This is a genomic window from Streptomyces sp. NPDC102514, assembly GCF_055584525.1.
The window spans coordinates 217,964-243,872 of record NZ_JBVJLW010000008.1 but is presented as its reverse complement, the minus strand read 5'-3'; the positions used below and the strand labels follow the sequence as shown (position 1 = coordinate 243,872).

At 71.2% G+C, this 25,909-nt stretch carries 25 protein-coding genes and 2 tRNA genes; 9 read left to right on the top strand and 18 right to left on the bottom strand.

The genetic code is table 11. The features are described from left to right. Positions 1–114: 114 nt before the first annotated feature. The 8 genes from def to ACZ60E_RS22055 all read right to left on the bottom strand — a co-directional run bounded on the left by def (position 115) and on the right by ACZ60E_RS22055 (position 7,478). Complete coding sequence (gene def, locus ACZ60E_RS22090) at positions 115–765, bottom strand: peptide deformylase (protein WP_384804426.1); 651 nt, start codon at positions 763–765, stop codon at positions 115–117. Between the two features lie 173 nt (positions 766–938). Beyond that, a complete protein-coding gene (locus tag ACZ60E_RS22085) occupies positions 939–1,946 on the bottom strand; it encodes a tetratricopeptide repeat protein (protein ID WP_210889908.1) in 1,008 nt (335 codons plus the stop codon). 117 nt (positions 1,947–2,063) lie between these two features. Further along, on the bottom strand, positions 2,064–3,386 hold the full coding sequence (locus ACZ60E_RS22080) for an HD-GYP domain-containing protein (RefSeq protein ID WP_469442529.1): 1,323 nt from the start codon (positions 3,384–3,386) through the stop codon (positions 2,064–2,066). Further along, the gene (locus ACZ60E_RS22075) at positions 3,383–4,822 is read right to left on the bottom strand and encodes an HD-GYP domain-containing protein (protein WP_469442528.1); all 1,440 of its coding nucleotides are present in this window, start codon (positions 4,820–4,822) and stop codon (positions 3,383–3,385) included. The genes ACZ60E_RS22080 and ACZ60E_RS22075 overlap by 4 nt, the downstream gene beginning before the upstream one ends. Before the next feature lie 275 nt (positions 4,823–5,097). Continuing rightward, a complete protein-coding gene (locus tag ACZ60E_RS22070; RefSeq protein ID WP_384804434.1) occupies positions 5,098–5,487 on the bottom strand; it encodes a roadblock/LC7 domain-containing protein in 390 nt (129 codons plus the stop codon). Positions 5,488–5,536: 49 nt separating this feature from the next. Next, entirely contained in the window at positions 5,537–5,686 is a 150-nt protein-coding gene (locus tag ACZ60E_RS22065) for a hypothetical protein (RefSeq protein ID WP_469442755.1), read from the bottom strand. A gap of 446 nt (positions 5,687–6,132) precedes the next feature. Continuing rightward, complete coding sequence (locus tag ACZ60E_RS22060; protein WP_469442526.1) at positions 6,133–7,116, bottom strand: DUF4388 domain-containing protein; 984 nt, start codon at positions 7,114–7,116, stop codon at positions 6,133–6,135. Then, complete coding sequence (locus ACZ60E_RS22055; protein WP_384804440.1) at positions 7,113–7,478, bottom strand: hypothetical protein; 366 nt, start codon at positions 7,476–7,478, stop codon at positions 7,113–7,115. The genes ACZ60E_RS22060 and ACZ60E_RS22055 overlap by 4 nt, the downstream gene beginning before the upstream one ends. 163 nt (positions 7,479–7,641) lie before the next feature. Between ACZ60E_RS22055 and ACZ60E_RS22050 the strand changes: the two genes are divergently transcribed. Beyond that, complete coding sequence (locus tag ACZ60E_RS22050; protein WP_469442524.1) at positions 7,642–8,007, top strand: hypothetical protein; 366 nt, start codon at positions 7,642–7,644, stop codon at positions 8,005–8,007. Between the two features lie 119 nt (positions 8,008–8,126). On the opposite strand, the gene rsrA is transcribed toward ACZ60E_RS22050, so the two are convergent. The 4 genes from rsrA to ACZ60E_RS22030 form a co-directional block, all read right to left on the bottom strand. Then, positions 8,127–8,444: a mycothiol system anti-sigma-R factor gene (rsrA, locus tag ACZ60E_RS22045; protein ID WP_384804444.1), complete on the bottom strand. Its 318-nt coding sequence runs from the start codon at positions 8,442–8,444 to the stop codon at positions 8,127–8,129. Continuing rightward, entirely contained in the window at positions 8,441–9,121 is a 681-nt protein-coding gene (sigR, locus tag ACZ60E_RS22040) for an RNA polymerase sigma factor SigR (RefSeq protein WP_055507026.1), read from the bottom strand. Before sigR ends, rsrA begins: the two co-directional genes overlap by 4 nt. A 278-nt stretch (positions 9,122–9,399) precedes the next feature. Further along, a complete protein-coding gene (locus ACZ60E_RS22035) occupies positions 9,400–10,149 on the bottom strand; it encodes an alpha/beta hydrolase family protein (protein ID WP_469442521.1) in 750 nt (249 codons plus the stop codon). Position 10,150: 1 nt separating this feature from the next. Beyond that, positions 10,151–10,966, bottom strand: coding sequence for an SOS response-associated peptidase (locus tag ACZ60E_RS22030; protein ID WP_469442520.1), 816 nt, complete (start codon positions 10,964–10,966; stop codon positions 10,151–10,153). 318 nt (positions 10,967–11,284) lie between these two features. On the opposite strand from ACZ60E_RS22030, the gene ACZ60E_RS22025 reads away from it, so the two are divergent. From ACZ60E_RS22025 to ACZ60E_RS22010, 4 genes are all read left to right on the top strand, one after another. Then, complete coding sequence (locus tag ACZ60E_RS22025) at positions 11,285–12,007, top strand: M50 family metallopeptidase (protein ID WP_469442517.1); 723 nt, start codon at positions 11,285–11,287, stop codon at positions 12,005–12,007. Between the two features lie 159 nt (positions 12,008–12,166). After that, positions 12,167–13,483, top strand: coding sequence for a 3-phosphoshikimate 1-carboxyvinyltransferase (aroA, locus tag ACZ60E_RS22020; RefSeq protein WP_385834471.1), 1,317 nt, complete (start codon positions 12,167–12,169; stop codon positions 13,481–13,483). Between the two features lie 16 nt (positions 13,484–13,499). Then, entirely contained in the window at positions 13,500–14,510 is a 1,011-nt protein-coding gene (rsgA, locus tag ACZ60E_RS22015; RefSeq protein ID WP_107021412.1) for a ribosome small subunit-dependent GTPase A, read from the top strand. A 97-nt stretch (positions 14,511–14,607) separates the two neighbouring features. Then, a complete protein-coding gene (locus tag ACZ60E_RS22010) occupies positions 14,608–14,931 on the top strand; it encodes a DMT family transporter (protein ID WP_384804454.1) in 324 nt (107 codons plus the stop codon). A gap of 49 nt (positions 14,932–14,980) precedes the next feature. Here the strand turns inward: ACZ60E_RS22010 and ACZ60E_RS22005 are convergent, their stop codons facing one another. Continuing rightward, positions 14,981–15,595 carry a TetR/AcrR family transcriptional regulator gene (locus tag ACZ60E_RS22005; protein ID WP_469442514.1) on the bottom strand — a complete coding sequence of 205 codons (615 nt, stop codon included), beginning with the start codon at positions 15,593–15,595 and terminating at the stop codon, positions 14,981–14,983. Positions 15,596–16,067: 472 nt separating this feature from the next. Between ACZ60E_RS22005 and hisN the strand changes: the two genes are divergently transcribed. Next, on the top strand, positions 16,068–16,868 hold the full coding sequence (gene hisN, locus ACZ60E_RS22000; protein WP_265648093.1) for a histidinol-phosphatase: 801 nt from the start codon (positions 16,068–16,070) through the stop codon (positions 16,866–16,868). Positions 16,869–17,084: 216 nt separating this feature from the next. Next, positions 17,085–17,477: a CBS domain-containing protein gene (locus ACZ60E_RS21995; RefSeq protein ID WP_384804456.1), complete on the top strand. Its 393-nt coding sequence runs from the start codon at positions 17,085–17,087 to the stop codon at positions 17,475–17,477. 107 nt (positions 17,478–17,584) lie between these two features. Here the strand turns inward: ACZ60E_RS21995 and ACZ60E_RS21990 are convergent, their stop codons facing one another. Beyond that, a complete protein-coding gene (locus ACZ60E_RS21990) occupies positions 17,585–19,036 on the bottom strand; it encodes a catalase (protein WP_469442509.1) in 1,452 nt (483 codons plus the stop codon). Between the two features lie 125 nt (positions 19,037–19,161). Between ACZ60E_RS21990 and ACZ60E_RS21985 the strand changes: the two genes are divergently transcribed. Continuing rightward, a complete protein-coding gene (locus ACZ60E_RS21985; RefSeq protein ID WP_107020127.1) occupies positions 19,162–19,581 on the top strand; it encodes a Fur family transcriptional regulator in 420 nt (139 codons plus the stop codon). Positions 19,582–19,669: 88 nt separating this feature from the next. Here the strand turns inward: ACZ60E_RS21985 and ACZ60E_RS21980 are convergent. From ACZ60E_RS21980 to ACZ60E_RS21965, 4 genes are all read right to left on the bottom strand, one after another. Then, a tRNA-Met gene (locus ACZ60E_RS21980) sits at positions 19,670–19,743 on the bottom strand. A gap of 219 nt (positions 19,744–19,962) precedes the next feature. Continuing rightward, positions 19,963–21,777 (bottom strand): sel1 repeat family protein, encoded by a 1,815-nt coding sequence (locus tag ACZ60E_RS21975; RefSeq protein ID WP_469442507.1) that lies wholly within the window; start codon positions 21,775–21,777, stop codon positions 19,963–19,965. A 240-nt stretch (positions 21,778–22,017) separates the two neighbouring features. Beyond that, positions 22,018–22,091: transfer RNA gene (locus ACZ60E_RS21970), tRNA-Met, on the bottom strand. 54 nt (positions 22,092–22,145) lie between these two features. Then, positions 22,146–25,112 (bottom strand): UPF0182 family membrane protein, encoded by a 2,967-nt coding sequence (locus ACZ60E_RS21965; RefSeq protein WP_384804634.1) that lies wholly within the window; start codon positions 25,110–25,112, stop codon positions 22,146–22,148. Positions 25,113–25,249: 137 nt separating this feature from the next. On the opposite strand from ACZ60E_RS21965, the gene ACZ60E_RS21960 reads away from it, so the two are divergent. Continuing rightward, positions 25,250–25,807: a PPA1309 family protein gene (locus ACZ60E_RS21960; RefSeq protein ID WP_384804462.1), complete on the top strand. Its 558-nt coding sequence runs from the start codon at positions 25,250–25,252 to the stop codon at positions 25,805–25,807. Positions 25,808–25,909: the final 102 nt, after the last annotated feature.

Genomic DNA, 25,909 nt, shown 5'->3' with positions numbered 1-25,909 from the left:
GCGCCTGGTCGGAGGGGAATCCGACCAGGCGCCGTGGGTGCGGGACGCTCACGCCCCGGTTGCCGTTCTGTGCCGCAGACGTGCGCAGGCGTCCTCAGACGTTCGCGGGTGTTCTCAGTCGTTCGCGACGACGGGGTAGCGCGGTTCGTTCTCGGCCATCTGCCGCAGCGCGTCCTTGCGCTCGCGCTTGGAGAGCCGGTCGATGTAGAGGTACCCGTACAGGTGGTCCGTCTCGTGCTGGAGGCAGCGCGCGAAGTAGCCCGTGCCCCGCACCTTGATCGGGTTGCCCTTCTCGTCCTGCCCGGTGACCTCGGCGTAGTCGGGGCGGGCCAGCGGCGCGTACGCGGTCGGCACCGACAGGCAGCCCTCGTTGCTCTCGTCCAGCTGGCGCCGCTCGGCGGGCAGCTCGACGAGCACGGGGTTGCAGATCACTCCGGTGTGCCGCTTGCCCTCGTCGTCCGGGCAGTCGTAGACGAACACCTTGAGGTCGACACCGACCTGGTTCGCGGCCAGGCCCACGCCCTCGGCGGTGTGCTGGCTGGCGAACATGTCGTCGACGAGCCGGGCGAGGTCGTCCCCGAAGTCCGTGACGTCCCTGCACTCCTTGTGCAGCACCGGGTTCCCGACGACCGTGATGGGCCGGGAGGTCCCGCGCCCGCGGTAGGCCGCCTCACGCTCCTCCTGGTTCTCGGTGTCGATGACGAAGCCCTCGTCGTCCACGGGGAGCACCCCGGAGTGCTGCTGCTCAGTGTCCTGCTGCGCCATGACCGACGTAAGCCTTCCTCGGAAAAACGGGGTTGTGATGCGGATACAGGGTACGGGGGCGCCGCGTCCCTTAGGGGCGCGGGGAACTGCGCGACCAGCCACAGCCGGACCCGCACCCGAAGAACGCCCCCCGCGACCCCGCCCCCGCCGGCTGGCACAACCGTGCCCGCCGGCTAACAGACCTCTTCGAGGTCACGCCAGTCCCGCGAATCGGGACTGTCGGCGACCCACCCGTCCAACAACCCCCGCACCAGCGAAGCCGGCGCAGCGAGCCCGCACTCACGCTCGGGCACCCACAACTGCCCGTCGGTCCGGTGCCCGAGCGGCCCGGGATGCCCCGGCTCACTGTGATCGTGCGGATCGAGATGCTCCCCGTCCCCCTCGTCGGACGGCATCCGCGACTCGGAGCACATCCGGCACAGCAGCCGCACGGACGACGACCAGTCCTCCGCCGCGAACCCCGCGTCGGCCGCGAGCCGTTCCAGGGCGTCCCGGTCGTCCTCGGTCTCGGCCTCCAGGAGCACGACCCAGGTGGGCACCGGCGAGGGCGCCCACAGCTCGATCTCGTCGAAGACGGGATACGCGTGCCCCGCCGCGGTGGTCCGCTCCCCGTGGGGGACTCCGTCGTGCAGGACCACTTCGCCCCAGCGCCGCCCGGAGGACGGCAGCGGGATGGAGAGGACCTCGATACGGGCGGGGTCGAGCCGCCGCCCCCACACGACCTCGGCCTCGCCCTCGGGCGACAGCCGTACGGCGGCGCTGCCGAGGTCCATGCCCACCGGTTCGCCGGAGGCGCCGGCGCCCGCGCCGGGCCTGGGCCGCGAGGCACCGCCGGGCACCCGCAGCCCGTACGCCTGCCAGGCCCGCCGGGCCAGCGGCCAGTCCTGCAGGGCGGTCGCCGCGATGCCGACGTTCCACCAATCGGGGGCCCCGGTCTCCCGGTCGAGCAGCGCCACGGCCCGCAGACCGGCCGCCCGCGCCTGTTCCCAGTCGTGCCGGAACTTGTGCAGCAGCGCGAGGTTGAACCAGGACTCGGAAAGCCAGGGTTCCAGGTCCGCCGCACGTGTCAGCAGCGCCCCCGCGTCCTCGTACCGGCCGTCGCCGATGAGGGTGAACGCACGGTCGGTGGCCTGCCGCCATGAGGCGGAGGGCCGGTGCCGTCCCTTGCCGAAGATCCTCACGATTCCCGCCTGCCAGTTCGTTGAAGAGCGTGCAGCCTCGGGCTGGACTGTGCCCCCTGATGTCCTCTTCCTCGCATCCAACCACGGACGCGCGGAGGGGCGCTCATTACCCATGGGTTACCCAACCAGAGGCAAGGTAAGACCGTCTCTCGCCAGCACCCTGGCCAGCGACTCGACGACCTCGGGCCGGTAGTCGCGCGCGGTGCCCAGCCGCAGCTCCTCCAGCGCCTTCAGCGGCCCACCGGGGCCTGCTTCCCGGGCTGTCTCCTCGTACGCGTTGACGGCCCTGACGATCGACGCGCTGACCGGTTGGTCCCGGTACGGGTCCGCCTGCCGCTCCACCACGACGGCGACCGCGGAGGCCACGCCCGTCTGGCGGACCACCGCGCCGCCGAGCAGGGCGATGCGCCGCTGTTCGGCGGGGGCCAGGGCGGCCGTGGCACCGGCGGGTACGGGGTCGACGAGCGAGAGCTGGCCGATGTCGTGCATCAGGGCCGCGTACTCCAGAACGGTCAGCTCGGGTCCGGACAGGCCCAGCTCACGGCCCACGGCCCGGCTGAGCGCGGCCACGCGCCGAGCGTGCCCCGCCGGGGTGTAACCGGCTATCTCGGTGGCCCGGGCGAGGGAGGCGATGGTCTGGCGGTAGGTGGTCCGTACGGCCGCGTACCGCCGGAAGGACAGCTGGGTGAGCAGCAGCGGCAGCGAGAAGACGGGCAGCGCCCACAGGCCCGCGACGGCGACCGCGAGCGCCATCACGGCCCCGGTCGCGCAGACCGCCGAGCCGATGCCGAGGGTGCCGCGCAGTTCGTCCCGCAGCAGCGGTCCGAAGGGCCACCGGGTCCGTGCGTGCGCCATGGCCGCGGCCAGCACGGCGTCCCACAGCGCGGTCAGCAGGAGCAGCGCGACGACGAGCGCCGCGTACGCGGGCCCGGTCTCCGCCCACTCCGCCAGCCGGCCCTCGTTGTAGAGGGGCTGGAAGCAGACCGCGGCGAACCCGACGGTCAGGACGCGCCGGGTGAGATGGTCCGCGGTGGGCCCGCGGCCCTTCGCGATGTGCGGCACGCAGCCCAGCAGGGAGGCGGCCGTGACCACGGCGACGATCTGCGGGACCCCGTCGTGGGAGGGGTGACCGGCGTTCTCGCCGAGCAGCGCGTAGGCGAGGGCCCCGGCGGCGGCCAGCGGCGCCGACTCACGTTCCTCCGCGCCGCTCCACCGGGCCAGCTCCCCCACGCCGATGAGCACGGCGAAGGCGAGAGCGGCCCCCCGCTCGTCGATCCCGCCCCAGAGGGTGACGGCGAGAGCGGCCACGGCGGCCAGCGCGGCGCCGGCCCGCACGAGCGTGAGGGCGAGCGGGACGCGGGGAGGATCTGCGCCGGCCGGCGGGAGCGGTCCGGTGCGGCCCGCGGCGGGCGGGAGCGGTTCCCCGCTGATCGTGGTCATGGGCCGGACCCGCTCCCGCCGACGGTTCCGCGGCGGGGGTCCGGACCGGCCGCCCGGTCGGTGCTCCGGCCGGCCTCCGGGTCGGTGGGCAGGCGTGGGGCCGGCGGGTGGTGGGGTTCGGCGTGCGGCGCTGTCTCGTCCGCCGTCACCGCGGGATGCCAGCCCTGCCGGACGAGCGCCCGTACGAAGGCCTCCACCATCCGCGGATCGAACTGGGCCCCGGCGCATCGCTCCAGTTCCTCCAGAGCCACCGGGACCGGCCGGGCCCGCCGGTACGAGCGGGTCGACGTCATCGCGTCGAAGGCGTCCGCCACCGCCACCACCCGGGCGAACTCGGGGATCTGGCCCCCCTTCAGCCCGTACGGGTAGCCACTCCCGTCGAGCCGTTCGTGGTGGTGCAGGATCGCCGACCTGGCCTCACCGAGGAAGCCGATCCCGCGGACCATCTCGTGCCCGTACTCGGGATGCAGCTCGATCACCCGGCGTTCCTCGGGCGTCAGCGGCCCGTCCTTGCGCAGCAGCCGGGTGGGGACCCCGAGTTTGCCCACGTCGTGCAGGATGCCGGCGAATCTGAGCACCTCGGCCCGTTCGTCGTCCATGCCCAGTTCGCGGGCGATCATCATCGACGCCTGCCCCACCCGTTCGCTGTGCCCGCGCGTGTAGCCGTCCTTGATGTCGACGGCCTGCACGAGCGCCCGGATGGTGGCCCGGTGGGCGGCCCGCTCCCGGTGGTACTGGGCGAACACCCACCACGACACGTACATCGGCAGCAGGACGAGCAGCGCGGCGGCCGGCCCGTACGGGCTGCGCCAGAGCACCGCCATCATCAGTCCGGCGAGCCCGTGCACGGCGACGGGCGCGAGCGAGCGCAGGAACAGCCCGCGCCACGCGGCCCGGACCGGCACCCGTTCGGCGAGTGCCAGGATGCCGCCGTCGAGCACGGTCAGGACCAGGCAGAACGCCACCACGGCCGCGCCCGCGGCGGCCAGGGCGTAGGGGAAGTCGGACGTGACGACGGCGTCCCGGCCGCCCAGCGACCAGTGGACCTTCGAGGCCGCCCAGGTGCTGAGCGCGAGCTGCGCGCCCCGCCACACCCGGCGCGGCCACCGTGGCCGCTGCTCGACCCGGGCCAGCAGCGCCCCCGGCAGCGGTACGAGCGCGGCGGCGGGCGGTGGCAGCAGGAAGGCGGCGGCGAGCATGACCGGCGTGTGCCATCTGAGGGAGGCCCCGGTCTCACCGGACGCTCCCGCGCCCTCGGGGCCGCCGTCGCCCGCGAAGCGGCTCGCGGCGAACAGTTCGCAGGCCGCGCAGAGCACCGCGAACAGCGCCACCGCCTGCCAGGGGGCACGGGTGTCCGGCACCGGCACGGCGCAGTACGCCGCGGCGAGCGCGGTGCAGACGACGTAGACACGCGCCCACGGCGGGACCGACCGCATGGCGCAGCCCCCCTCCCGCTTCCCGCTCGAACCACCTCGCACGGGCCCCGTACAGATTCGGCACAGGCACCGCGCAGGCCCGCGTACAGCCTTCGGGACATGGACGATAGGGCGGTCGGGTGGGGCCGGGGGAAGGCATGGGCCGATTCACCGGGCGACGGGAGCAGATTCGCCCGTTCGAGTGAGCCGCGCGTTCGTACGAGGGCTCGTACTCGGCTACGACCGGACGTCTGTACGAGTCCGGCGGCATCCGGATCGTTCTCCGGGCCGGTGGTTCAGCGCGCCACGTCGGCCGCGAGCGCCTGGGTCAGCTGCTCCACCGTGGCGGGCGACTCCCGCTGGAGCGTGGCGAGGTCCAGGCCGTCGTCCCCCATCACGGTCAGCAGGGCCCGGTCGCCCACGGCCATCACGATGACGTGCCCCGAACCGCACCGCGCCACCACCTCGCGCAGCGCGCCGACGCCCGTCTGGTCGGCCATACGGCGGGCCACACCGAGGGTCGCGGCGGCGAGCGCGGCGACGGACTCGGCGTGGGAGGAGTCCGTGTCGGCGACCACGAGAAGTCCGTCCGCCGTGGACAGGACACTTTCGGAGACCCCCATCACCCGGTCGCGCAGCGAGGTCAGGATCTCGGTGAGGGGATTGGGCAGAGACGTGTCGCTCATGGCGCTCCTTGCTGCGTGCATGGGTGGTCGTGGTGCGGTCGGAGCGGTGTCAGTCGGCGTCCGGAAGCGCGCCGAGGCCCCGGCGGACCCGGCGCAGCATGTCGAGAGAGGGCTGGTCGGCGGCCAGTTGCTCGGGCGACAACGGCGGCAGCGCGAACGGCGGCGCGGAGGCGGACGAGGCGGCACCCCGCACGGGCAACGGCGGCGGCGGCTCCGCGAACGCGGACGCCGAAGCCGACGCCGGAGTCGAAGCCGAGCTGTCGGCCCCCGGCCTCACGCCCGCCCCACGGGCATCACGGTCCCCAGTCACCGACAAGGTGTCCGGCGCTGACGCGGCCTCCGACTCCGGCACGCTGTCCGTCCCCGGTCCGGCGTCCGTTCCAGGTACGCCGGACCCCGGCACGGTGCCCGATCCCGGAACGCAGTCCGGTGCCGGTCCGGCGTCCGGCCCAGGTACGCCGTCGCGTGCCGGTCCGGCGCCCGATCCCCGTACGTCGTCCCATGTCGGCGTGGTGTCCCGTGTCCCCATGCCGTCCGGGCCCGGCGTGGTGTCCGGGCCTCGTGTGCGGCGGTGCGCGGTCCGCCGGGCCTCGGCGCTCGTCCCCCGTCGAAGACGCTTGGCCGCCCGACGTCTGCTTGAACTCACTAGCCCCCGTGCCCCCCGGTCGTCCCCGCGGGCAGAGCGTCGCTTCCCTCAGCGGACGCCTCCCCCGGCGGGCCTTCCCGCGCCTGCCCGTCCGGCACATGGGCCTCATGCGCCTGGCCGTCGCGCGACTGGCTCTCGCGCGTCCGGGTCTCCCCCGGCCACGAGCCGCCACCCCGTGTACGCCTCGGCAGCGGCGCGGCCTTCGCGGCCGGCTCGGCCTGCGGAGGGCTCGCCTCCGACGCGTCCGGAGCGCCGCGTCCGGGCAGCACGCGCGGTGCGGTGCTGGGCCGGCCGTCGGCCGGGCCGCCCGTGTCCCAGCGGATGAGGTCCTGGGCCTCCAGACGGGTCAGGTCCAGCATGATCGCGTACAGCCCGCGCCCGAGCGTGAAGGCCATGTCCCGGGCGGTACGGCGGCCGTTGACGGTGCTCAGCACGGAGCGATGGCGGTCCGAGAGGCCGCGGCGCAGACCGGCGTCCGGCAGTGCCGCGGGCCGTATCCGGGCGAGTTCGCCCGGCGCCCCCCACGGCCCGGAGAGCCGCACGATGCGCCGGGTGGTCTCCTCGGTCAGCCGCCGCGGCTCCACACCGCGCCCGGCGTGCAGGACGGGTTCCGGGCCGTCCAGCGTCCAGCCGCCGGGCGGCCCGATCGCCATGGCGAAGGCCGCGTCGAACACCGACGCGGCGCACACGACCTCCAGTTCGGCGGCGCCGATCAGACCGGCGGACACCAGGTACCCGCCCAGCCCGTCCGTGTCGGGCTCCGCCGCGCAGGCGGCCAGCCAGGTCTCGTCGTCGATACGGCCCGGCGTGAGCAGTACCGAGGTGGCGGTCGGGGCGCCCGGCGTCTCGACCGCGACGATCAGACCGCCCCTCAGGTGAATCGTTCCGCCTGGAGATCCGGAGACCCGTACGGTCCCGCTGTGACCCTCTTCGTGCAACCCCTGCAGCAGCGCGGGCAGATTGCGTGCCTCGGCTGTCGTCATGCGAGCACCTCGGCGGCCCGGTCGGCCAGGCTCCGCGTGGCGAGCGCCAGGTTGGCCCGTTCCCGGTCCATCCCCGCGGTCAGCAGCAGCGGGTCGCCGACCGGCCGCTCCACGGCGAGCAGCACCTGATGGCGCCGCGTGCTGGTCATGATCACACTCTCCAACTCCCCCTCGGCACCCGCTCGCCCCAGTCGTTCGGCGATGAGGGCCGCGAGTTCGGCGCACTCGGCACCGTCCCCCGCCTCTTCCGCGTTCCCGGCCACCCCGTAGGTGAGGCCGGTGACCGCGTCGACCAGGGCGACGCCGGTGACTCCGGGGGAGTCGAGAAGCCGGACCAGGGAGGCATCAACGGCCGTCGTCATTACCCCGTTCCCCCTTCACGTCTTGACGTCGCACACTACTTTGAGCTTCAACTTACGCAACAGACGTCATATTTTGTATTTTGTGGCGCACTAGTCGCTTGTGTTCGATCGTAGTTGTACTGGCAACGACCGGACAGCGTCACCGAGGAATTGGGGCAACAGCATGAACATCGAGACCGCGCTCAAGGAAGCCATGGCCGTGGAAGGTGCCATCGGCGTCTCCCTCGTGGACTACGAGAGCGGCATGGCGCTCGGCACGCTCGGCGGCGGACCGACGCTCGACCTGGAACTCGCGTCGGCGGGCAACACCGAGGTGATGCGCTCGAAGCTGCGGACGCTGTCCTCGCTGGCCATGGACGACACCATCGAGGACATTCTGATCACGCTGGGCAAGCAGTACCACCTGATACGCCCGCTCACCGCCAGCGACGGCACGCTCTTCCTGTACCTCGCCCTCGACCGCGGACGCAGCAACCTGGCGCTGGCCCGGCACAGCCTGAAGCGGATCGAGGCGGCACTGGAGGTCTGACACCAGGCCCGTCACATCCGCAACGCCCGCGTCACCCGTAACGCCCAGAAGCCGGACCGGCTGAACCGGTCCGGCGTCGGGTCGTTCTCAGAGGCGCAAGACGTGCTGCGAGGCTCTTCTCAGCCCTCGGCGGCGGCGCCGCGGGCGTCCGCGGTCGTCACCTCGTGCTCGGGCACCGTCTGCCCGGAGCGGATCAGCTCGATACGGCCCATGACCTTGGCCCGCAGATCGGTCGGCACGTCGTCCTGACCGCAGCACCGCTTGACGAGCTTCTTCACGGCCTGCTCGAGTCCGTACTTCTCAAGGCACGGTGAGCACTCCTCGAAGTGCACCTCGAACTTGGTGCAGTCGGCATCGGGCATCTCGTGGTCGAGGAACTCGTAGAGATGATCGAGTACTTCACTGCAGTCCGTCTCGTGCGGCTCTCCGCAGCTCATGAGCCCGAGCCTTTCGTTCCGTCCGACTCTCCGGCGCCCGCCGGGACCAGGCCGCGGTCCTTGGCGTAGTCCTCCAGCATGCCGCGCAACTGACGGCGACCCCTGTGCAGGCGGGACATCACCGTACCGATGGGTGTCCCCATGATGTCCGCGATCTCCTTGTACGCAAAGCCCTCGACGTCCGCGAGATAGACGGCGATGCGGAATTCCTCGGGGATCGCCTGCAGCGCCGACTTGACGTCCGAGTCGGGCAGGTGGTCGAGCGCCTGCGACTCCGCGGAACGCAGACCGGTCGACATGTGCGACTCGGCACGCGCCAGCTGCCAGTCCTCGATCTCCTCGGCGGCGGACCGCTGGGGCTCACGCTGCTTCTTGCGGTACGAGTTGATGAAGGTGTTGGTGAGGATCCTGTACAGCCACGCCTTGAGGTTGGTGCCCTCACGGAACTGGTGGAAGGACGCGTACGCCTTCGCGTACGTCTCCTGCACCAGGTCCTCGGCGTCGGCCGGGTTCCGCGTCATGCGCAGCGCGGCCGAGTACATCTGGTCGAGGAACTCCAGCGCGTCCCGCTCGAAGCGCACATTGCGCTCGGCGGTGGACTCGCTGCTGCCCGTGTCCTCGGGCTGCTCCGCCTGGCCGTTTTCGGTCCCTGCGTCGGTCCCTGTGACCGGACCCACCTCCTCCAGAGTCTGGATGGGGCCGAAACCGGTCCCACCTGAATCGGAGAATAGACGACCGGCGGTCGCGGCGGCTTGCCGATCCGGTCCGCCCGCCACCCGAACAGGGGCGGTCTTCGCCGCGTGCAGCACCGACCACTCCAGGTCTGTGCTGCTGCCACGGCTCGGGCAGATGGTCGAACCCATGCGGCGGACTTCCTCTCGTACGACGTCTCCCAGCACACCTTCCGTGCTGTCTGATCCGCACAACAGTGGTCCGGGGCGCAACATTCCCGGGGTCACGGGAGTGACGAAACCCACTTCAGGACGCCGTCCGTGATGACCGTCAACGCCTGCTCCTGGTCGATCGGGGCACGCTTCGGCACCGCGAACCCGTGATCGCCGTACGGCACCTCGACGAGCTCGTACGAGTCCGGCCGGGTCCGTTCCGGGAACTCCTCGGGGCGTCCGAACGGGTCGTTGCCGCCCTGGACGACGAGCGTGGGCACCCCGGCCCCGAGCAGCTCGCCGGCGCGGGACTTCTCCGGCCGGCCCGGCGGGTGCAGGGGGAAACTGAGCGCGAGGACGGCGTGGGCGCCCAGCTCGGAGGCCGTGCGGCAGGCGACCCGGGCTCCGGCGCTGCGGCCGCCCGCGACGACGGGGAGCCCCGGCGCGGCGAGCGCGGGCCACAGGCCCCGCCAGCCCGTGTCCAGCGTCTTCGGGGCGGGCGCGAGCTTCTTGCCCGCCACCCGCCAGGGCTGCTCGACGAGGGCCACGGTCACTCCGTGCGCGGGCAGGACGGCGGCGAGCGCGCGCAGGTCGCGCGCCTCGATCCCGCCACCGGCACCATGGCTGACGGCCAGCACGAGCCGCGCCGCCTTCGCCGCCGTTGCCGTCTTCGCCGCCCTGTCAGCCTTGTCAGCGCTGTCAGCCTTGTCGGGCTTGCCGGCTTCCCCGGGCTTCTCGGCCTTCACCGCCCGGTGCCAGGTGATCCGGGCCGTGCCCGCGTCCGTCTCGACCGTCTCGACCGTCTCCGTCACATGCGTCACGTCAGAAGAGTGTGCCCTCCTCGGGCCCCTCCAGCTCCTTCAGCAGCTCCGGGCCGTTGTTGCGGACGTTGCTCACGGCCGTGGAGACGGGATACGCCCGCATCAGACCCTCCGGCGGCGGCGCGAGCAGGGAGCGCAGGTCCTCGACGTCCGTACGGGAGGGGTCGAGCCAGGCGTCCCAGCGGTCCGGGGTGAGCATCAGCGGCATACGGGGGTGGATGTCGGCGAGGGAACGCGGACCCTCTTCGGCGCCGACCGCGAGCGGCGAGGTCTCCGCCTCCGTGGTGATGACGGAGCAGGTCGCCCACCAGGCGCGGGGGTGGTCGTCGGGCAGCGTCCTGTCCCGCCAGAACTCGTACAGTCCGGCCATCGCGAAGACGGAGCCGTCGGCGGGGAGCACGAAGTACGGCTGCTTGCGGGGCCGCTTCTTCTTGCCCTCCACCTCCAGGTCGCGCTCGCCGGTGCCGGTGACCCACTCGTAGTAGCCGTCGGCCGGCACGACACAGCGCCGGGAGGTGAACGCGCGTCGGAACGAGGGCTTCTCGTGGACGGTCTCGGAGCGGGCGTTGATCATCCGGGCGCCGCCCTCGGGCGTCTTCGACCAGGAGGGGATCAGGCCCCACTTGAGGCGGCGCAGCTGGCGGACCGGCGCGGGGTCCTCGGCGCCCTTGAGGGGGCGGTCCAGGACCACGTAGACCTCTTTGGTCGGGGCCACGTTGAAGTCGGGGTCCAGAGCGTCCTCCGGCTCCCACTTCTCGATCTCGAAGACCCCCGCGAGGTCCTCGGGCCCACGACTGGCCGCGTACCGTCCGCACATCTGGAACCACCCCTCCGACCTGACGCAATCGCGAACCTACATCGTCGCAGTCACCGTCTCGACGGCTTCCGGGATCCCGCCCTGTCCCGGAGCGGTCCGGAGCGGTTCACAGGTGTCTCCGGGCCCGCGCACAGCAGCCAAGGGTAGAGCAGGTATCCCGGACCGTTCCGGGACTTCACTGCTGTGACCTGCGTCTTAGCCGTCCGGAACGATCCCCGCCCCTCCCGCGTCTCACATACCGTCCGCTCATACATGTCAGACTGCCTGGCCCACGCGCAAACCCCCGCCGACAGCGCCCCAAGGGAGCCCGAGCCACCAATGGACAGCACCGCAGCCACCTCGCTGGCGACCGTCTGGGACGAGGTCTTCGGGAACCAGCCCGACCCCGACACCTGGGTCGTCGTCGCCACGATGGTGGCCGCGCTGGCCGCGATCGTGCCGCACCCGGTGTGGCGGCTCTCGCGCAACGCCATCACCATCGCCCACGAGGGCGGCCACGGTCTGGTCGCGCTGCTCACGGGCCGCAGTCTCAGCGGCATCCGGCTGCACTCCGACACCAGCGGTCTCACCGTCAGCCGCGGCAAGCCGACCGGCCTCGGCATGATCCTCACGGCGGCCTCCGGCTACACGGCTCCCCCGCTGCTCGGCCTGGGCGGCGCCGCACTGCTGGCGGCCGGTCACATCACCGCCCTGCTCTGGCTGGCCACCCTGCTGCTCGTGGCCATGCTGGTGATGATCCGCAACGCGTACGGCGCCCTCACGGTCCTCGTCACCGGCGGCACGTTCGTGGTGGTGTCCTGGCTGGCCGGTCCCCAGGTCCAGGCGGCGTTCGCGTACGCCGTCGTCTGGTTCCTGCTGCTCGGCGGAGTCCGCCCGGCCTTCGAACTCCAGGCCAAGCGCTCACGCGGCGGAGCGGGCGACTCGGACGCGGACCAGCTGTCACGCCTGACGCACATACCGGCGGGCCTGTGGCTATTCCTCTTCCACGCGGTCTCCCTGTGCTCACTCCTGGCCGGCGCCAACTGGCTGCTGAACCTGTGAGGCGTGTGAGATACCGGGTGAGGCCACAGTGCCTGATGGGGCGCAGCCCCTCCTAGGGGCGCGGGGAACTGCGCGACCAGCCACAACGCGCCCGCAGTCAACATACAACCCCCATTCCCTGCCAAACCCAGGGGAGCTCACCCCCACTAAAGTGAGGGCATGCCCGTTAACCCCGCACTCACCGCCCTCTGGCCCGCCCCGCACGCGAGCGGAGCCGTCGACGCGACGGTCCACGTGCCCGGGTCCAAGTCGGTCACCAACCGCGCGCTCGTCCTCGCGGCACTCGCGGCCGAGCCCGGCTGGCTCCGCCGCCCGCTGCGTTCCCGCGACACTCTCCTGATGGCCGGTGCCCTGCGGGCGATGGGCGTCGGGATCGAGGAGGGCGTGGGCCCCGACGGGTCCGGCGAGGCATGGCGAGTCATCCCCTCGGGTCTGCAGGGCCCGACCACGGTCGACGTGGGCAACGCCGGCACCGTGATGCGCTTCCTGCCGCCGGTCGCCGCGCTGGCCGACGGCCCCATCCGCTTCGACGGCGACCCCCGTTCGTACGAGCGCCCGCTGCACGGCGTGATCGACGGCCTGCGCGCCCTCGGGGCCCGTATCGACGACGACGGCCGCGGCGCGCTGCCGCTGACCGTGCAGGGCGGCGGGGCGCTGGAGGGCGGCCCCGTCGAGATCGACGCGTCCTCGTCCTCGCAGTTCGTGTCGGCGCTGCTGCTGTCAGGACCGCGTTTCAACCAGGGCGTGGAGGTGCGGCACACGGGCTCGACACTGCCGTCCATGCCGCACATCCGGATGACCGTCGACATGCTGCGCTCGATCGGCGCCCAGGTGGACACCCCGGAGTCGGGCGGCGAGCCGAACGTCTGGCGGGTCACCCCGGGTGCGCTCCTGGGCCGCGACCTGACGGTCGAGCCGGACCTGTCGAACGCCCAGCCGTTCCTGGCCGCCGCGCTGGTCACCGGCGGTACGGTCGTGATCCCCGACTGGCCCGCCCGCACCACCCAGCCGGGTGACAGGCTGCGCGAGATCTTCACCGAGATGGGCGGTTCCTGCGAACTGACGGAACGGGGCCTTGAGTTCACCGGTTCCGGCTCGATTCACGGCCTCGACGTCGACCTGGGCGAGGTCGGCGAGCTGACCCCGGGCATCGCGGCGGTCGCGGCGCTGGCCGACTCCCCCTCGACCCTCAGCGGGGTGGCCCATCTGCGGCTGCACGAGACGGACCGGCTGGCCGCGCTCACCAAGGAGATCAACGAACTCGGCGGCGACGTCACCGAGACCGCCGACGGCCTCCACATCCGCCCGCGCCCGCTGCACGGCGGGATCTTCCACACGTACGACGACCACCGCATGGCGACCGCGGGCGCGATCATCGGCCTCGCGGTGGAGGGCGTACAGATCGAGAACGTGGCGACGACGGCGAAGACCCTGCCCGACTTTCCCGCTCTGTGGACCGGAATGCTCGGGAACTGACGGGCGGACCTGGATCATGCGCCGTTACGGCAAGCACACCGACGAGGACGACATCCCCTCGCGTCCGAACCGCAAGGGCAACCGCCCCCGGACGAACATCCGGCCCAAGCACGAGGACGCGGCCGAGGGCATGGTCCTCACCGTCGACCGCGGCCGGCTGACCTGCCTCGTGGACGACCGCGTGGTCTTCGCCATGAAGGCACGCGAGCTGGGCCGCAAGGCGGCGGTCGTCGGCGACCGGGTGGCCATCGTCGGCGATCTGACCGGCAAGAAGGACACCCTGGCCCGGATCGTCCGGATCGAGCCGCGGACCTCGGTCCTGCGCCGCACGGCCGACGACGACGATCCGTACGAGCGCGTGGTCGTCGCCAACGCCGACCAGCTGGCCATCGTCACGGCCCTCGCCGACCCCGAGCCCCGCCCCCGTCTGATCGACCGCTGCCTGGTCGCGGCGTACGCGGGCGGCCTCGACCCGCTCCTCGTCCTCACCAAGTCGGACCTGGCGCCCCCCGACGAACTCCTGGAGCTGTACGGGGCGCTGGGCGTCCCGTACGTCGTCACGAGCCGGGAGGAGCTGGAGAGCGGCGAGGCCGTCGACCGCGTACGCAAGCAGCTGGACGGCAAGATCACGGCGTTCGTCGGGCACTCGGGCGTGGGCAAGACGACGCTGGTCAACGCGCTCGTGTCGACGGAGCGGCGGCGGACCACGGGTGTCGTCAACGCGGTCACGGGCCGCGGCAGGCACACCACGACCTCGGCGCGCGCGGTCCCGCTGCCGGGCGACGAGGGCTGGCTCGTCGACACGCCGGGCGTGCGGTCCTTCGGGCTGCACCATGTGGACCCCTCGCAGGTCATCAAGGCGTTCCCCGACCTGGAGCCCGGCACGGAGGGCTGCCCGCGCGCGTGCAGCCACGACGAGCCGGACTGCGCGCTGGACGCGTGGGTCGCCGAGGGCCACGCCGATCCGGCCCGCCTCTACTCGCTGCGCCGCCTGCTCTCCACCAGGGAGCGGCGCGAGGGCGACTGATCGCCGCGTGACCTCTGTGTTGTTTGCATCCCTGTCGCGACGGTAAAGGCATAATCGCACCAAGTCCGAGCGGTCACGGAGCGTGGGAGGGCATCACATGGCGTGGCTGCTGGTCGTCGTGGCGGGCTTCCTGGAGACGGGTTTCGCCGTCTGCCTCAAGCTCTCCCACGGCTTCACGAGACTCTGGCCGACGATCGCCTTCTGCATCTTCGCGCTGGGCAGCTTCGGCCTGCTCACGCTGTCCCTGAAGAAGCTCGACGTGGGCCCCGCCTACGCGGTGTGGACGGGCATCGGCGCGGCCGGTACCGCCATCTACGGCATGATCTTCCTCGACGACCTGGTGTCCACGCTGAAGATCGTCTCGATCTCGTTCGTGATCATAGGAGTCATCGGCCTGCAGCTGTCCGGCTCGTCCCACTGAGCCGGCTCCCTCCCGGCCGCGCGGGCACCTCCCCGGCGGCGCAGGCACCTCAGACCACGGACCGCACCGTGGCGAGCGCGTTGCGGACCAGCCCGGCCGTGCCGCCCTCGCCCGCCGGGGCCAGCACGCACGACACCCCCAGCCGTACGGCGAGTTCGCAGGCCCTGGCCAGCTCCGCCGCCTCCGTCTTCGACCCGCCGTGCGTGGCGAGCGAGGCGACGGCCCGGTCCCGTACCAGCGCCACGAAGTCGCCGGGCGAGGGCAGCGGCCCGTCGGCCCGGCGCTGGGCGGGCACGGCCGAGGACGACGGCACGGCGGACAGGGTCGGAGAGGGCAGCCGCTCTCCCCAGCATCCCGTGAGCATCGCGCGCACCAGTACGTTCCCCCGGGCCGCGGCCGCCGTCCACTCCGCCGCGGCGGCCAGCCGTTCCCGGGGCTCGGGCCGGCTCACCAGGGCGCGCTCCACCCCGGCGAGATAGGCGTCCGCCTCCCGCCGTACGAGTGCGCGGGCGAGGCCTTCCTTGCTCCCGAACTCGTTGTAGAGGGTCTGCCGGGAGACCCCGGCGACGGCGGCGACATCGACCATCCGCACGGCGGACCACGGACGGCGTCCGAGTGCCGTGTAGGCGGCGTCCAGTAGGGATTCCCGCGCTGCAGGCATCATCGCCTCCCTGGGGCGATCGGCTCTGCGCATCAGAGTTGACGCGCCCGGGGTCACTGTCAAGACTTCGCACGCCCTACGGGGCGCACGACCCTCACGAAAGCGGGGGTGTGCGCCCTTGGGCGCGGTCTTGGGGCGGGGCCGGTCCGTTCGTAGCGTGCGGGCCCACTGTGGCTGAGCGCGCAGTTCCCCGCGCCCCCAAGGGACCCCTTCCAGGGGCGCGGGGAACTGCGCAGTCCTTTGCCTTCAGGGGCGCGGGGAACTGCGCGGCCAACCACGACGCACCCGCACCCGGGAAGCGAACCCGAGGCCCCACCCCCTCAGGGGCGCGGGGAACGGCGCAATCCTTCAGGGGCGCGGGGAACGGCGCGGGCGACCACGACGGACCCGCACCAGACGACCGCCCCCACAACCCCACCCCCTCTCCACAACCCCAGCCCTATAGCCGCACCCCCCGGAGCGGTACCGTTCCCCCATGCCCGACTATCGCGATGACCTGCGCCTCGCCCATGTCCTGGCGGACGCCGCCGACGCCGCGACGATGGACCGGTTCAAGGCGCTCGACCTCAAGGTCGAGACCAAGCCGGACATGACCCCGGTGAGCGAGGCCGACAAGGCCGCCGAGGAACTGATCCGCGGCCACCTCGGACGGGCACGGCCACGGGACGCGATCCTGGGCGAGGAGTACGGGGTCGAGGGCACGGGCCCCCGCCGCTGGGTGATCGACCCGATCGACGGCACCAAGAACTACGTACGCGGAGTCCCCGTCTGGGCCACCCTGATCGCGCTGATGGAGGCGGGCGAGGGCGGCTACCAGCCGGTCGTCGGCGTGGTCTCCGCACCCGCCCTGGCCCGCCGCTGGTGGGCCTCGAAGGGCCACGGCGCCTTCACCGGCCGCAGTCTGTCGTCCGCGTCCCGGCTGAAGGTCTCGCAGGTCTCACGGATGAAGGACGCCTCGTTCGCGTACTCGTCGCTGAGCGGCTGGGAGGAACGCAGCCTGCTGGACGGCTTCCTGGACCTGTCCCGCGAGGTGTGGCGCACGCGCGCGTACGGCGACTTCTGGCCGTACATGATGGTCGCCGAGGGCTCGGTCGACATCTGCGCGGAGCCCGAACTCTCGCTCTGGGACATGGCGGCGACCGCGATCGTGGTGACCGAGGCGGGCGGCTCCTTCACCGGCCTCGACGGCCGTCCGGGCCCGCACAGCGGCAACGCGGCGGCCTCGAACGGCATCCTCCACGACGAGCTGCTGGGGTACTTGAACCAGCGTTACTAGGGCCTGCCCGACAACTACCGTCCGCCCCTGGGCGCCGCGCACCGGCGCTCGTGGGGCGCGTGGGATCGTCCGGGGCACGGGCGACGGGACACGCGCCCCGAACCAGCCGCGTACGCCCTCTTGTTGACCCTCCCTTTGACTGCGACTCTGAGAGTTCCCCCACTTGTGAACTTGTGAATTCGTTAACGAACGGATTCGTAGGAGGTGGCTCCGTCCATGCTCGTCCGCGACGCCATGAGCACGGTGGTCCTCACCATCGGCCCCGCCCACACCCTCCGGAAGGCATCCGCCCTGATGGCCACGCGCCGCGTCGGCGCGGCCGTGGTCCTCGATCCCGACGGCACCGGGATCGGCATCCTCACCGAGCGCGACATCCTCAACTCCGTCGGCCTGGGCCAGAACCCGGACACCGAACGGGCGCACGCGCACACGACCACCGACGTGGTGTTCGCGGCCCCGACCTGGACGTTGGAGGAGGCCGCCCGGGCGATGGCCCACGGCGGCTTCCGGCATCTCATCGTCCTCGACCACGGCGAACCGGTCGGGATCGTCTCGGTCCGCGACATCATCCGCTGCTGGGCACCACTCCGTCAGCCCACCCCGGCCTGAGAGCCCCAACGGGCCCTATGGGGGCGGCGGCACAGAGGTGAGCGGGCCGGCTCCCCGGTACGAGGGAATCCGGCCCGCTCTCTACGGCAAGCGATCCAGTGCCGGTATCAGCCGCGGAGGGCCTGGACCGCGGCGTCCAGCCGCTTGCCGAAGTCTTCGTCGGCCTGCCGGAAGTTGTCGATCGCCCGCGCGGCGATGTCGTCGCGCGAGACCTCGGCGATGAACCCCGCCAGGTTGCCGATCAGCCGCTCCCGCTCACCCTCGGACATCAGACGGTAGAGATCGCCCGCCTGTACGAAGTCGTTGTCCTCGGCGTGGACGGGCGCCTCGCCATTGCCGGTGAGACCGGTGACGGGGAGGGGCTGCCACAGCGGCCGGTCCGTCTGGACGGGCCCGCCGAAGCTGTTCGGCTCGTAGTTCTTCGCACCCTTGTGGCGGCCGTCGTACAGGAAGCCGTCACGGGAGTTGGTACGCGCCTCGGTGGCGTGCGGACGGTTCACCGGCAGGTGGTCGGCGTTGACGCCGACGCGGTAGCGGTGGGCGTCGCCGTACGCGAAGAGGCGGCCCTGGAGCATCTTGTCGGGCGAGGGCCCGATGCCCGGCACGAAGTGCGCGGGGCTGAAGACGCTCTGCTCGACCTCGGCGAAGATGTTCTCCGGGTTGCGGTCGAGCTCCAGCTTCCCGATCTCGATCGGCGGGTAGTCCTCGTGCGGCCACACCTTGGTGAGGTCGAACGGGTTGAAGCGGTAGGCCGCCGCGTCGGCCGCCGGCATGATCTGCACCTGCACGGTCCAGGACGGGAAGTCGCCGCTCTCGATCGACTCCCGCAGGTCACGCTGGTGCGAGTCGGGGTCGAGCCCCGAGACCTTCACCGCTTCCTCGGTCGTCAGGTTCTTGATGCCCTGGTCGGTCTTGAAGTGGTACTTGACCCAGAAGACCTCGCCGGCCTCGTTGTTCCACTGGTAGGTGTGCGAGCCGTACCCGTTCATGTGACGGTACGAGGCCGGGATGCCGCGGTCACCGAAGAGCCAGGTCACCTGGTGGGTGGACTCGGGCGACAGCCCCCAGAAGTCCCACACGTTGTCGGCTTCCTGCGAGCCCGTGTACGGGTCGCGCTTCTGCGTGTGGATGAAGTCGGGGAACTTGATGGCGTCCTTGACGAAGAACACCGGGGTGTTGTTGCCGACGAGGTCGTAGTTGCCCTCCTCGGTGTAGAACTTCAGCGCCCAGCCGCGCGGGTCACGGACGGCGTCGGCCGAGCCGAGATTGCCGGCCACGGTGGAGAAGCGCAGGAAGGTCTCGGTCCGCTTGCCGACCTCGGAGAGGAACGCGGCGCGCGTGTAGCCGGTGACATCGGCGGTGACGGTGAACGTGCCGTAGGCGCCGGCGCCCCGGGCGTGCACGACCCGCTCCGGAATGCGCTCGCGGTTGAAGTGCGCGAGCTTCTCCAGCAGGAGCTGGTCCTGGACGAGGACCGGGCCGCCGATGCCCGCGGTCTCGCTGTTCTGGTTGTCGGCCACCGGCGCGCCGGCCTCCGTCGTAAGCGGTCCCTGCGTCACGTGCGCCTCCTGCGTTCCTCTGCCAAAGTCGAGATCGATCCTACAATAGACATTGTCTAAGTCAAGTCACGCTCCAAAGTCACACCTGTTCGGGTTCTGGTCCAGCAGGCTGTTAAGCTGTGGGTATGAGCGACCTGTTGGAACGACTGCGCGGACGCGGCTGGCGCATGACCGCGCAGCGGCGCGTCGTGGCCGAGGTGCTGAACGGGGACCACGTCCACCTGACGGCCGACGAGGTGCACGCGCGCGCCGTGGTGCGGCTCCCGGAGATCTCCCGGGCGACCGTCTACAACACCTTGGGCGAGCTGGTCTCGCTCGGCGAGGTGCTGGAGGTCGCCACGGACAAGCGCGCCAAGCGGTACGACCCGAACGCCCACCGCCCGCACCACCACCTGGTCTGCGCCCAGTGCGGCGCGATCAAGGACGTGCACCCGGACGGCAACCCGCTGGCGGACCTCCCCGACTCGGAGCGCTTCGGTTTCACGGTCTCGAACGTGGAAGTGACCTACCGGGGCCTCTGCCCGAACTGCGCGGCAGCGGCCTGACGCCCCCGTCTTCCGCGTGGCTCCCGGAGCCACGCACAACACCGAAGGCCCGGAACCAGTGATCTGGTTCCGGGCCTTCGGTTTTCAGTAGCGGGGACAGGATTTGAACCTGCGACCTCTGGGTTATGAGCCCAGCGAGCTACCGAGCTGCTCCACCCCGCGGCGATGCCTGAACAGTACGTCACCCCGACCGACAAGCGCAAATCACTATTCCGGCGGCTCCGCGAATCTTTCAGCCCGTCCGGCGCTTGAGGACGAGCGCGAAGCGCGACAGGGGGGGGCAAGGGGGCGAAGCCCCCATACGAGGACGGGAAAGGGAAGGGGCGGCGGGGGCGAAAACCCCACCCCGCCACCCCTCCCCTCCCCCGCCCCCCGGAGGGGTCACGCGGACAACTCCTGCCGCAAAGCATCCCGCAACCGGGCAGCCCGCTCAGAAACCTCCCCCGGCCCGAGGGACACCGCCCGGTCAGCCCACCGCTGCCCCTCCGCCAGCTCCCCACGACGCGCGTAGACAAGGGCGAGCCGCAGCGCCGCCCGCCCATGCCCCGCATCGGCGGCCCGGGCCCACCACAGCGCGGCCTCGGGCTCGCTCCCCTCCCGCGCCAGCAACAGCCCCAGATTGAACGCCCCGTTCCGCGACCCGGCCTCGGCCGCCTCCCGGTACCACCGGGCGGCCTCCACGACGTCCCCGCGCGCGGACGCGAGCATCCCCACCCGCACCTGGGCCCGCCGATGCCCCTGGGACGCGGCCCGCTCGTACCACTCCTCGCACTCGCTCTTCTCGGTGGCCTGCTCCCCCAGTTCGTGTTCGGGCGCGGGCGGGCGCCGCGCGTCGAGCACGGTCGCCAGCCGGTAGGCCCCCTCCGCGCTGCCGCCTCCCGCGGCGCACCTCAGGTGCCGTTCGGCGGCCGACTCGTCGCCGTCCCTCAGCCGGGCGATGCCGACCTGGAGCGCGGCCTCGGCGTGCCCGGCCGCGGCGGCCCGCTCGTAGCACCGCAGCGCCGCCGCGTCCTCACCGCGCCCGGCGTGCAGGATGCCGAGGTTGAACGCGGCGTCGACACTGCCGGCCTCGGCGGCCTTGGAGAACCACGGCTCGGCCCCGGCGGCGTCCCCGACCTGCAGCAGCAGAATCGCCAGGGCGTTGGCCGCCTCGCGGTGCCCCGCGTACGCCGCCCGCCGGTACCACTGTTCGGCCTGGGCGGTCCGCGACTGCTCGGCGCAGAGCAGCCCGAGGTTGTACGCGCCGTTCACGTCGCCCGCGTCCATCGCGGCCCGGTACCACCGCTCGGCGGTCTGCGTCTCGCCCCGCTCGGCGTGCAGCGCGCCCAGGGCGTTGGCGGCGTTCCCGTCGCCGTCCTGGGCGGCGCGCAGCCACCACACGGCCGCGCTCTCGGTGTCGCCCGCGTCCCGCAGCAGGAATCCCAGCGCGCAGGCGGCCCGTGCCTCGCCGTCCTTGGCGGAGGTCAGGTACCAGCGCCCCGCCTCCTTGAGCTCCCCGCGCCTCTCCAGGATCGCCCCGAGGTGCAGCGCGGCCCGGCGGTGACCGCGCGCGGCGGCCTGCCGGTACCACTGCTCGGCCGCCGCTCCCGCGGTCCCCGCAATCTCAAAGACACCGCTGTCGAAGTCGGTCCCGTCCGCGCGCGCGGCCGTCCGGTCGAGTGCGCGGGCGAGCCGGTAGGCCGCCTCGCGGTGCCCCCGCTCGGCGGCGGCCCGCATCCAGTCCTGGGCGCGGGGGTCACCGCGGTGCTCCAGGAGGTCGGCGAGCGCGTACGCGCCCAGCGGGTGGCCCTGCTCGGCGGACTGGCGCAGCCAGTACTCGGCGGCGGGCTCGTCGCCGCGCTCACGGTGGTAGCGGCCCAGTGCGTGCGCGGCGGCCGCGGAGCCGGCGACGGCGGCGATCCGCCACCATCCGGCGGCCTCCTCCGCGTAGCCGCGCTGGTGCAGGAGGACACCGAGGTTGTTGGCGGCGGCCCGGTCACCGGCCGCGGTGGCAGCGCGCAGCTGCGGCTCGGCCCCGTCGAGATCACCGCGGCGGAGCAGCATGGCTCCGAGGACGCTCATCGCCTCGGCGTCGCCCTTTGCCGCGGCGAGCCGTTGACGAGCCTCCTCCACAGCCTCACCGGTCTCGTCCCGGTCGGAAGGCCGCACAAACCGCCCTGTATCCAACAGAGTTGCCTTGTCCCCCATAACGTCCATCGTCGCACCACCTGCAACCTGGGTACACCTGGTATACCGCAGCCAGTGAGGTCACTTCAGCGTTTTGTCGACATGCCCACAGAGAGACAAGTGAAACACAGTTTCCCCAACTCCCTCCGTCCAGCGCGGCCTTCACCGCGGCAGCACTGGTGAACGAGGAGCGTCCTTGCCCACTCGGCTGACAGTCCGCACACGCAGAAGGACCCGGATCCTGTGAGGATCCGGGTCCTTCAACATCAGTAGCGGGGACAGGATTTGAACCTGCGACCTCTGGGTTATGAGCCCAGCGAGCTACCGAGCTGCTCCACCCCGCGCCGTTGTGTTCAAACCGTACCACGGCGCGAGGGTGGCTCCTGACTCACCTCTGCTCAGCTGCTGTCCGGGCTCTTGCTGCTGCTCGGACTGCTGCTGGGCTTGGCACTCTCCTCGGTCTTCTTGTCGCCCGAGTCGCCGGCCTTGTCGCTGCCGCCCGCCTTCTTGTCGGCCGCGGCCTGTGCGTCCTCGGCCTTCTTGAGGGCGTCCTCCAGGTCCTTCTGCGCCGTTCCGTACGCCTCCCAGTCACCCTTCTTGAGGGCTTCCTGGCCTTGGTCGAAGGCCTTCTGGGCGTCGTCGAGCGCTTCCTGGACCGTCGGGTCACTGGAGGTCGGCGGCGGATTCGTCTCGTCCTCGTCCGGCGGTTCGGCGGTCGAACCCTCCGCTCCGAAGACCTTGTCGAGCGCCTGCCCCAGCGTGTCCTCGAAGGCCGTCGCGCCTCCGTAGGTCACCAGCACCTTCCGCAGCAGCGGGTACTTCAGTCCACCACCGCGTACGTAGACGGGCTCCACGTAGAGCAGTCCGCCGTCGAGCGGCACCGTCAGCAGGTTGCCGTACTCGACTTCCGAGTCACCACCTCTGAGGAGCCTGATCGACTCGGCGATGGACGGTTCGGAGTTGAACTGGCTCTGCACCCGTTTCGGTCCGTCGACCGTTCTGCCGGTGGGCAGTTTGAGAATGTTGATCTTGCCGTAGTCGCTCGTGCCGGCTTCGGCGTTGACCGACATGAAGGCGCTCAGGTTGTCGCGGCCGTTCGGAGTGAGCGTCGTCGTCAGGGAGAACGCCTGCGACTCCTCCCCCGGCATCTTCATGCTGAGGTAGTACGGCGGCACCGCGTTGCCCGACTTGTTCGTCGGGTCGTCCGGCACCTGCCACACCTCGCTGCCGCTGAGGAACGTCTCGGCGTCCTTCACGTGATAGCGGGTCAGCAGCTCGCGCTGGACCTTGAACAGGTCCTGCGGGTAGCGCAGATGGTCCATGAGGGCCTGCGGGATGTCGGCCTTGGGCTTCACCGTCCCGGGGAAGGCCTTCTTCCAGGTCTTCAGGACCGGGTCCTTGGTGTCCCACTCGTAGAGCGTGACCTTGCCGGTGTACGCGTCGACGGTCGCCTTCACCGAGTTGCGGATGTAGTTGACCTGGTTCTGCTGGGCCACCACCGCCCGCTGGTTGTTGGCGGCGGTCAGCGAGTCGGCCGTCGTGTCCCCGAGCGTGGTGCGCGAGGCGTACGGGTAGCCGTTCGTCGTCGTGTACGCGTCGACGATCCACTCGATCTTGTTGCCGACGACCGCGGGATAGGCGTCGCCGTCGATGGTCAGCCAGGGGGCCACCGCCTCGACGCGCTCCTTGGGCGTGCGGTTGTAGAGAATCCGCGAGCCCTCACCGATCGCGCCGGAGTAGAGGATCTGCGGCTCGCTGAACGCCACCGCGTACGCCGCCCGGTTGACCGGGTTCGAGAGGTTGACACCGCTCTTGCCCTTGTAGCTGGTCGTCTTCTCGCCGGTGTCGTCGGAGTAGTCGATCTCCTTCTGGGGACCGCCGACGATCGAGTACTGGCTGGTCTTCTCGCCGTAGTAGATCCGCTGCTGGTACTCGCCGAGGTCGCCCTTGGACGGCAGGTCGTACTCGGTGAACTCCGGGCGTCCCTCGGCGTCGGCGGTGGTGCCCTTGGCCGCGACCACTCCGAAGCCGTGCGTGTAACGGAAGTGGTTGTTGATCCAGTTGCTCTTCGGGATGCCCTGCAGGTTCAGCTCGCGCAGACCGATGACGGTGTCCTGGTCCTTGCCGTCCTTGCTGTAGCGGTCGACGTCGAGGTTCGACGGGAACGCGTAGTAATTACGGACCTGCTGGAGCTGCTGGAACGTGGGCGAGACGACGTTCGGGTCCAGGAGCCTGATGCTCGCGGCGCCGTCGGCGTCGTCGCGCAGCTTCGTCTTGTCCTTGGTCGTGCTCGTGCCCGCGTACTCGGTGACCTCGGTGCCCGTGATGCCGTACGCGTCGCGGGTCGCCTTGAGGTTCTTCTCGACGTACGGCGCTTCCTTGGCCTGCTCGTTCGGCTGGACCTGGAACTTCTGCACGATCGCCGGGTACAGACCGCCGATGAGGATCGCGGAGAGCACCATCAGGCCGAAGCCGATGACGGGCAGCTGCCAGGTGCGCCGCCACAGGGTGGCGAAGAACAGCAGGGCGCAGATGACCGCGATGCAGAAGAGGATCGTCTTGGCCGGCAGGTAGGCGTTGGCGTCGACGTACCTCAGGCCCGTCCAGTTGCCGGTCGCCTTGAAGTCGCTGGACTTCACCGCGAGGCCGTACCGGTCGAGCCAGTACGCCACCGCCTTCAGTGCGACGAAGATGCCCAGGAGCACCGACAGATGGCCGGTGGCCGCCGCCGTGGCGCGCGCACCGGGGCTGGTGACGCGCAGTCCGCCGTACAGGTAGTGCGTCAGCGCCGCGGCGATCAGGGAGAGGATCGCGGCCGCGAAGCCGAAGCCCAGCATGAAGCGGTACCAGGGCAGATCGAACGCGTAGAAGGACACGTCGAGGTGGAACTGGGGGTCCTTCTGGTTGAAGGGCACTCCGTTCACCCACATGAGCCACGTACGCCACTGGCCGGCCGCGGAGGCTCCCGCGATCAGCCCGACCAGCGAGGTGATCCCGAGAAGAATCCACTTCTTGTACGGGGCCACGCTCATCCGGTACCGGTCGAGGCTCTGCTGCTCCATCGACATGGCGCTGAGCGGCGGCCTCAGACGGTGGGCCAGCCAGATGTTCACGCCGATGGCCACGGCCATCAGCAGTCCGAAGACGAAGAACAGACCGATCTTGGTCCACAGCGTGGTCGTGAAGACCGACGAGTACTTCACCGACCGGTACCAGAGCCAGTCCGTCCAGAACCCCGCGAACATGACGAAGGCCATGGCCAGCACGGCCAGTACGCCCAGTGTCATGAGCAGGGTCCGGACGCGCCGGGACGGTCGGCCCACTCTCATCCGCGGCCCTGTCGGGCCTCCGCCGCGGTCCGGCATCTGGAAAGCCAAGGTGCGCACCTCGAAGTTCGCTGTTGGAATCTGGGGGCCCTGCAAACGCCGGGCCCCATCTATGCAACTTACTAATGCTTTACTCGGTTCCCGGTTCGGGGGCCGAACGAGGCAGGATTGTGACCATGTCCAACACCGCCTCCTCAGGCACCCCCATGGCGGCCGGGCCGCTCACCCGCGCCGCACTCGAAATCGACGAGTACGTCGCGGGACTCGGCTGGGACCAGCCCGCCCGGCTCTTCGCCCTGGTCGACACCGGCAAGCTGCGTTCTCAGGAACCCGGACTCGCCGAGCGGCTGGGTCTGACCGAAGACGTGCCCGACGGCACCCTCACCCCTATCGAGCAGGAGGAAATTCCCGCGGGCAGCCCGCTGGACGAGTTCCTGGGCACCATCGCCTGGCCGGACTCGGTGGTCGGCTGCGCGCTGTCCGTGGAGCGGCTGATGCTGCCGCCGTCCGCGGAGGCGTCCGTACCGGACGGCCTCGACGAGAAGCGGCTGGCCAAGTGGGTCGCCGAGCACCCGGAGCGCCAGGAGGTCCGGATGACCGTCGCGGTGCTGCGCGGCGGGAAGCGCGACTCTGCGCTGCGGCTGCGTGAGAAGGACTCGGCGAACGACGTGCTCACCGGCTCCGACCTGGTGCCGGGACTGGCCGACGCGCTCACGGCGACATTCGCGGAGTAGTCCGGGCGTTCACGGCCTGCCGATGCGCCCGGACCTCGTGTCCTAGGCCGTGTCCGCAAAGTCCCGCCTGCCCCCCCTCCGGGCGAACGACGGGCCTTTGCG

Bases quoted from the DNA above. Each gene is read 5' to 3' on its own strand.
- def (WP_384804426.1), bottom strand. From the start codon at position 765: ATGGCGCAGCAGGACACTGAGCAGCAGCACTCCGGGGTGCTCCCCGTG.
- ACZ60E_RS22080 (WP_469442529.1), bottom strand. From the start codon at position 3,386: ATGACCACGATCAGCGGGGAACCGCTCCCGCCCGCCGCGGGCCGCACC.
- ACZ60E_RS22075 (WP_469442528.1), bottom strand. From the start codon at position 4,822: ATGCGGTCGGTCCCGCCGTGGGCGCGTGTCTACGTCGTCTGCACCGCG.
- ACZ60E_RS22070 (WP_384804434.1), bottom strand. From the start codon at position 5,487: ATGAGCGACACGTCTCTGCCCAATCCCCTCACCGAGATCCTGACCTCG.
- ACZ60E_RS22060 (WP_469442526.1), bottom strand. From the start codon at position 7,116: ATGACGACAGCCGAGGCACGCAATCTGCCCGCGCTGCTGCAGGGGTTG.
- ACZ60E_RS22055 (WP_384804440.1), bottom strand. From the start codon at position 7,478: ATGACGACGGCCGTTGATGCCTCCCTGGTCCGGCTTCTCGACTCCCCC.
- ACZ60E_RS22050 (WP_469442524.1), top strand. From the start codon at position 7,642: ATGAACATCGAGACCGCGCTCAAGGAAGCCATGGCCGTGGAAGGTGCC.
- rsrA (WP_384804444.1), bottom strand. From the start codon at position 8,444: ATGAGCTGCGGAGAGCCGCACGAGACGGACTGCAGTGAAGTACTCGAT.
- ACZ60E_RS22030 (WP_469442520.1), bottom strand. From the start codon at position 10,966: ATGTGCGGACGGTACGCGGCCAGTCGTGGGCCCGAGGACCTCGCGGGG.
- ACZ60E_RS22025 (WP_469442517.1), top strand. From the start codon at position 11,285: ATGGACAGCACCGCAGCCACCTCGCTGGCGACCGTCTGGGACGAGGTC.
- aroA (WP_385834471.1), top strand. From the start codon at position 12,167: ATGCCCGTTAACCCCGCACTCACCGCCCTCTGGCCCGCCCCGCACGCG.
- rsgA (WP_107021412.1), top strand. From the start codon at position 13,500: ATGCGCCGTTACGGCAAGCACACCGACGAGGACGACATCCCCTCGCGT.
- ACZ60E_RS22010 (WP_384804454.1), top strand. From the start codon at position 14,608: ATGGCGTGGCTGCTGGTCGTCGTGGCGGGCTTCCTGGAGACGGGTTTC.
- ACZ60E_RS22005 (WP_469442514.1), bottom strand. From the start codon at position 15,595: ATGATGCCTGCAGCGCGGGAATCCCTACTGGACGCCGCCTACACGGCA.
- hisN (WP_265648093.1), top strand. From the start codon at position 16,068: ATGCCCGACTATCGCGATGACCTGCGCCTCGCCCATGTCCTGGCGGAC.
- ACZ60E_RS21995 (WP_384804456.1), top strand. From the start codon at position 17,085: ATGCTCGTCCGCGACGCCATGAGCACGGTGGTCCTCACCATCGGCCCC.
- ACZ60E_RS21985 (WP_107020127.1), top strand. From the start codon at position 19,162: ATGAGCGACCTGTTGGAACGACTGCGCGGACGCGGCTGGCGCATGACC.
- ACZ60E_RS21975 (WP_469442507.1), bottom strand. From the start codon at position 21,777: ATGGACGTTATGGGGGACAAGGCAACTCTGTTGGATACAGGGCGGTTT.
- ACZ60E_RS21965 (WP_384804634.1), bottom strand. From the start codon at position 25,112: ATGCCGGACCGCGGCGGAGGCCCGACAGGGCCGCGGATGAGAGTGGGC.
- ACZ60E_RS21960 (WP_384804462.1), top strand. From the start codon at position 25,250: ATGTCCAACACCGCCTCCTCAGGCACCCCCATGGCGGCCGGGCCGCTC.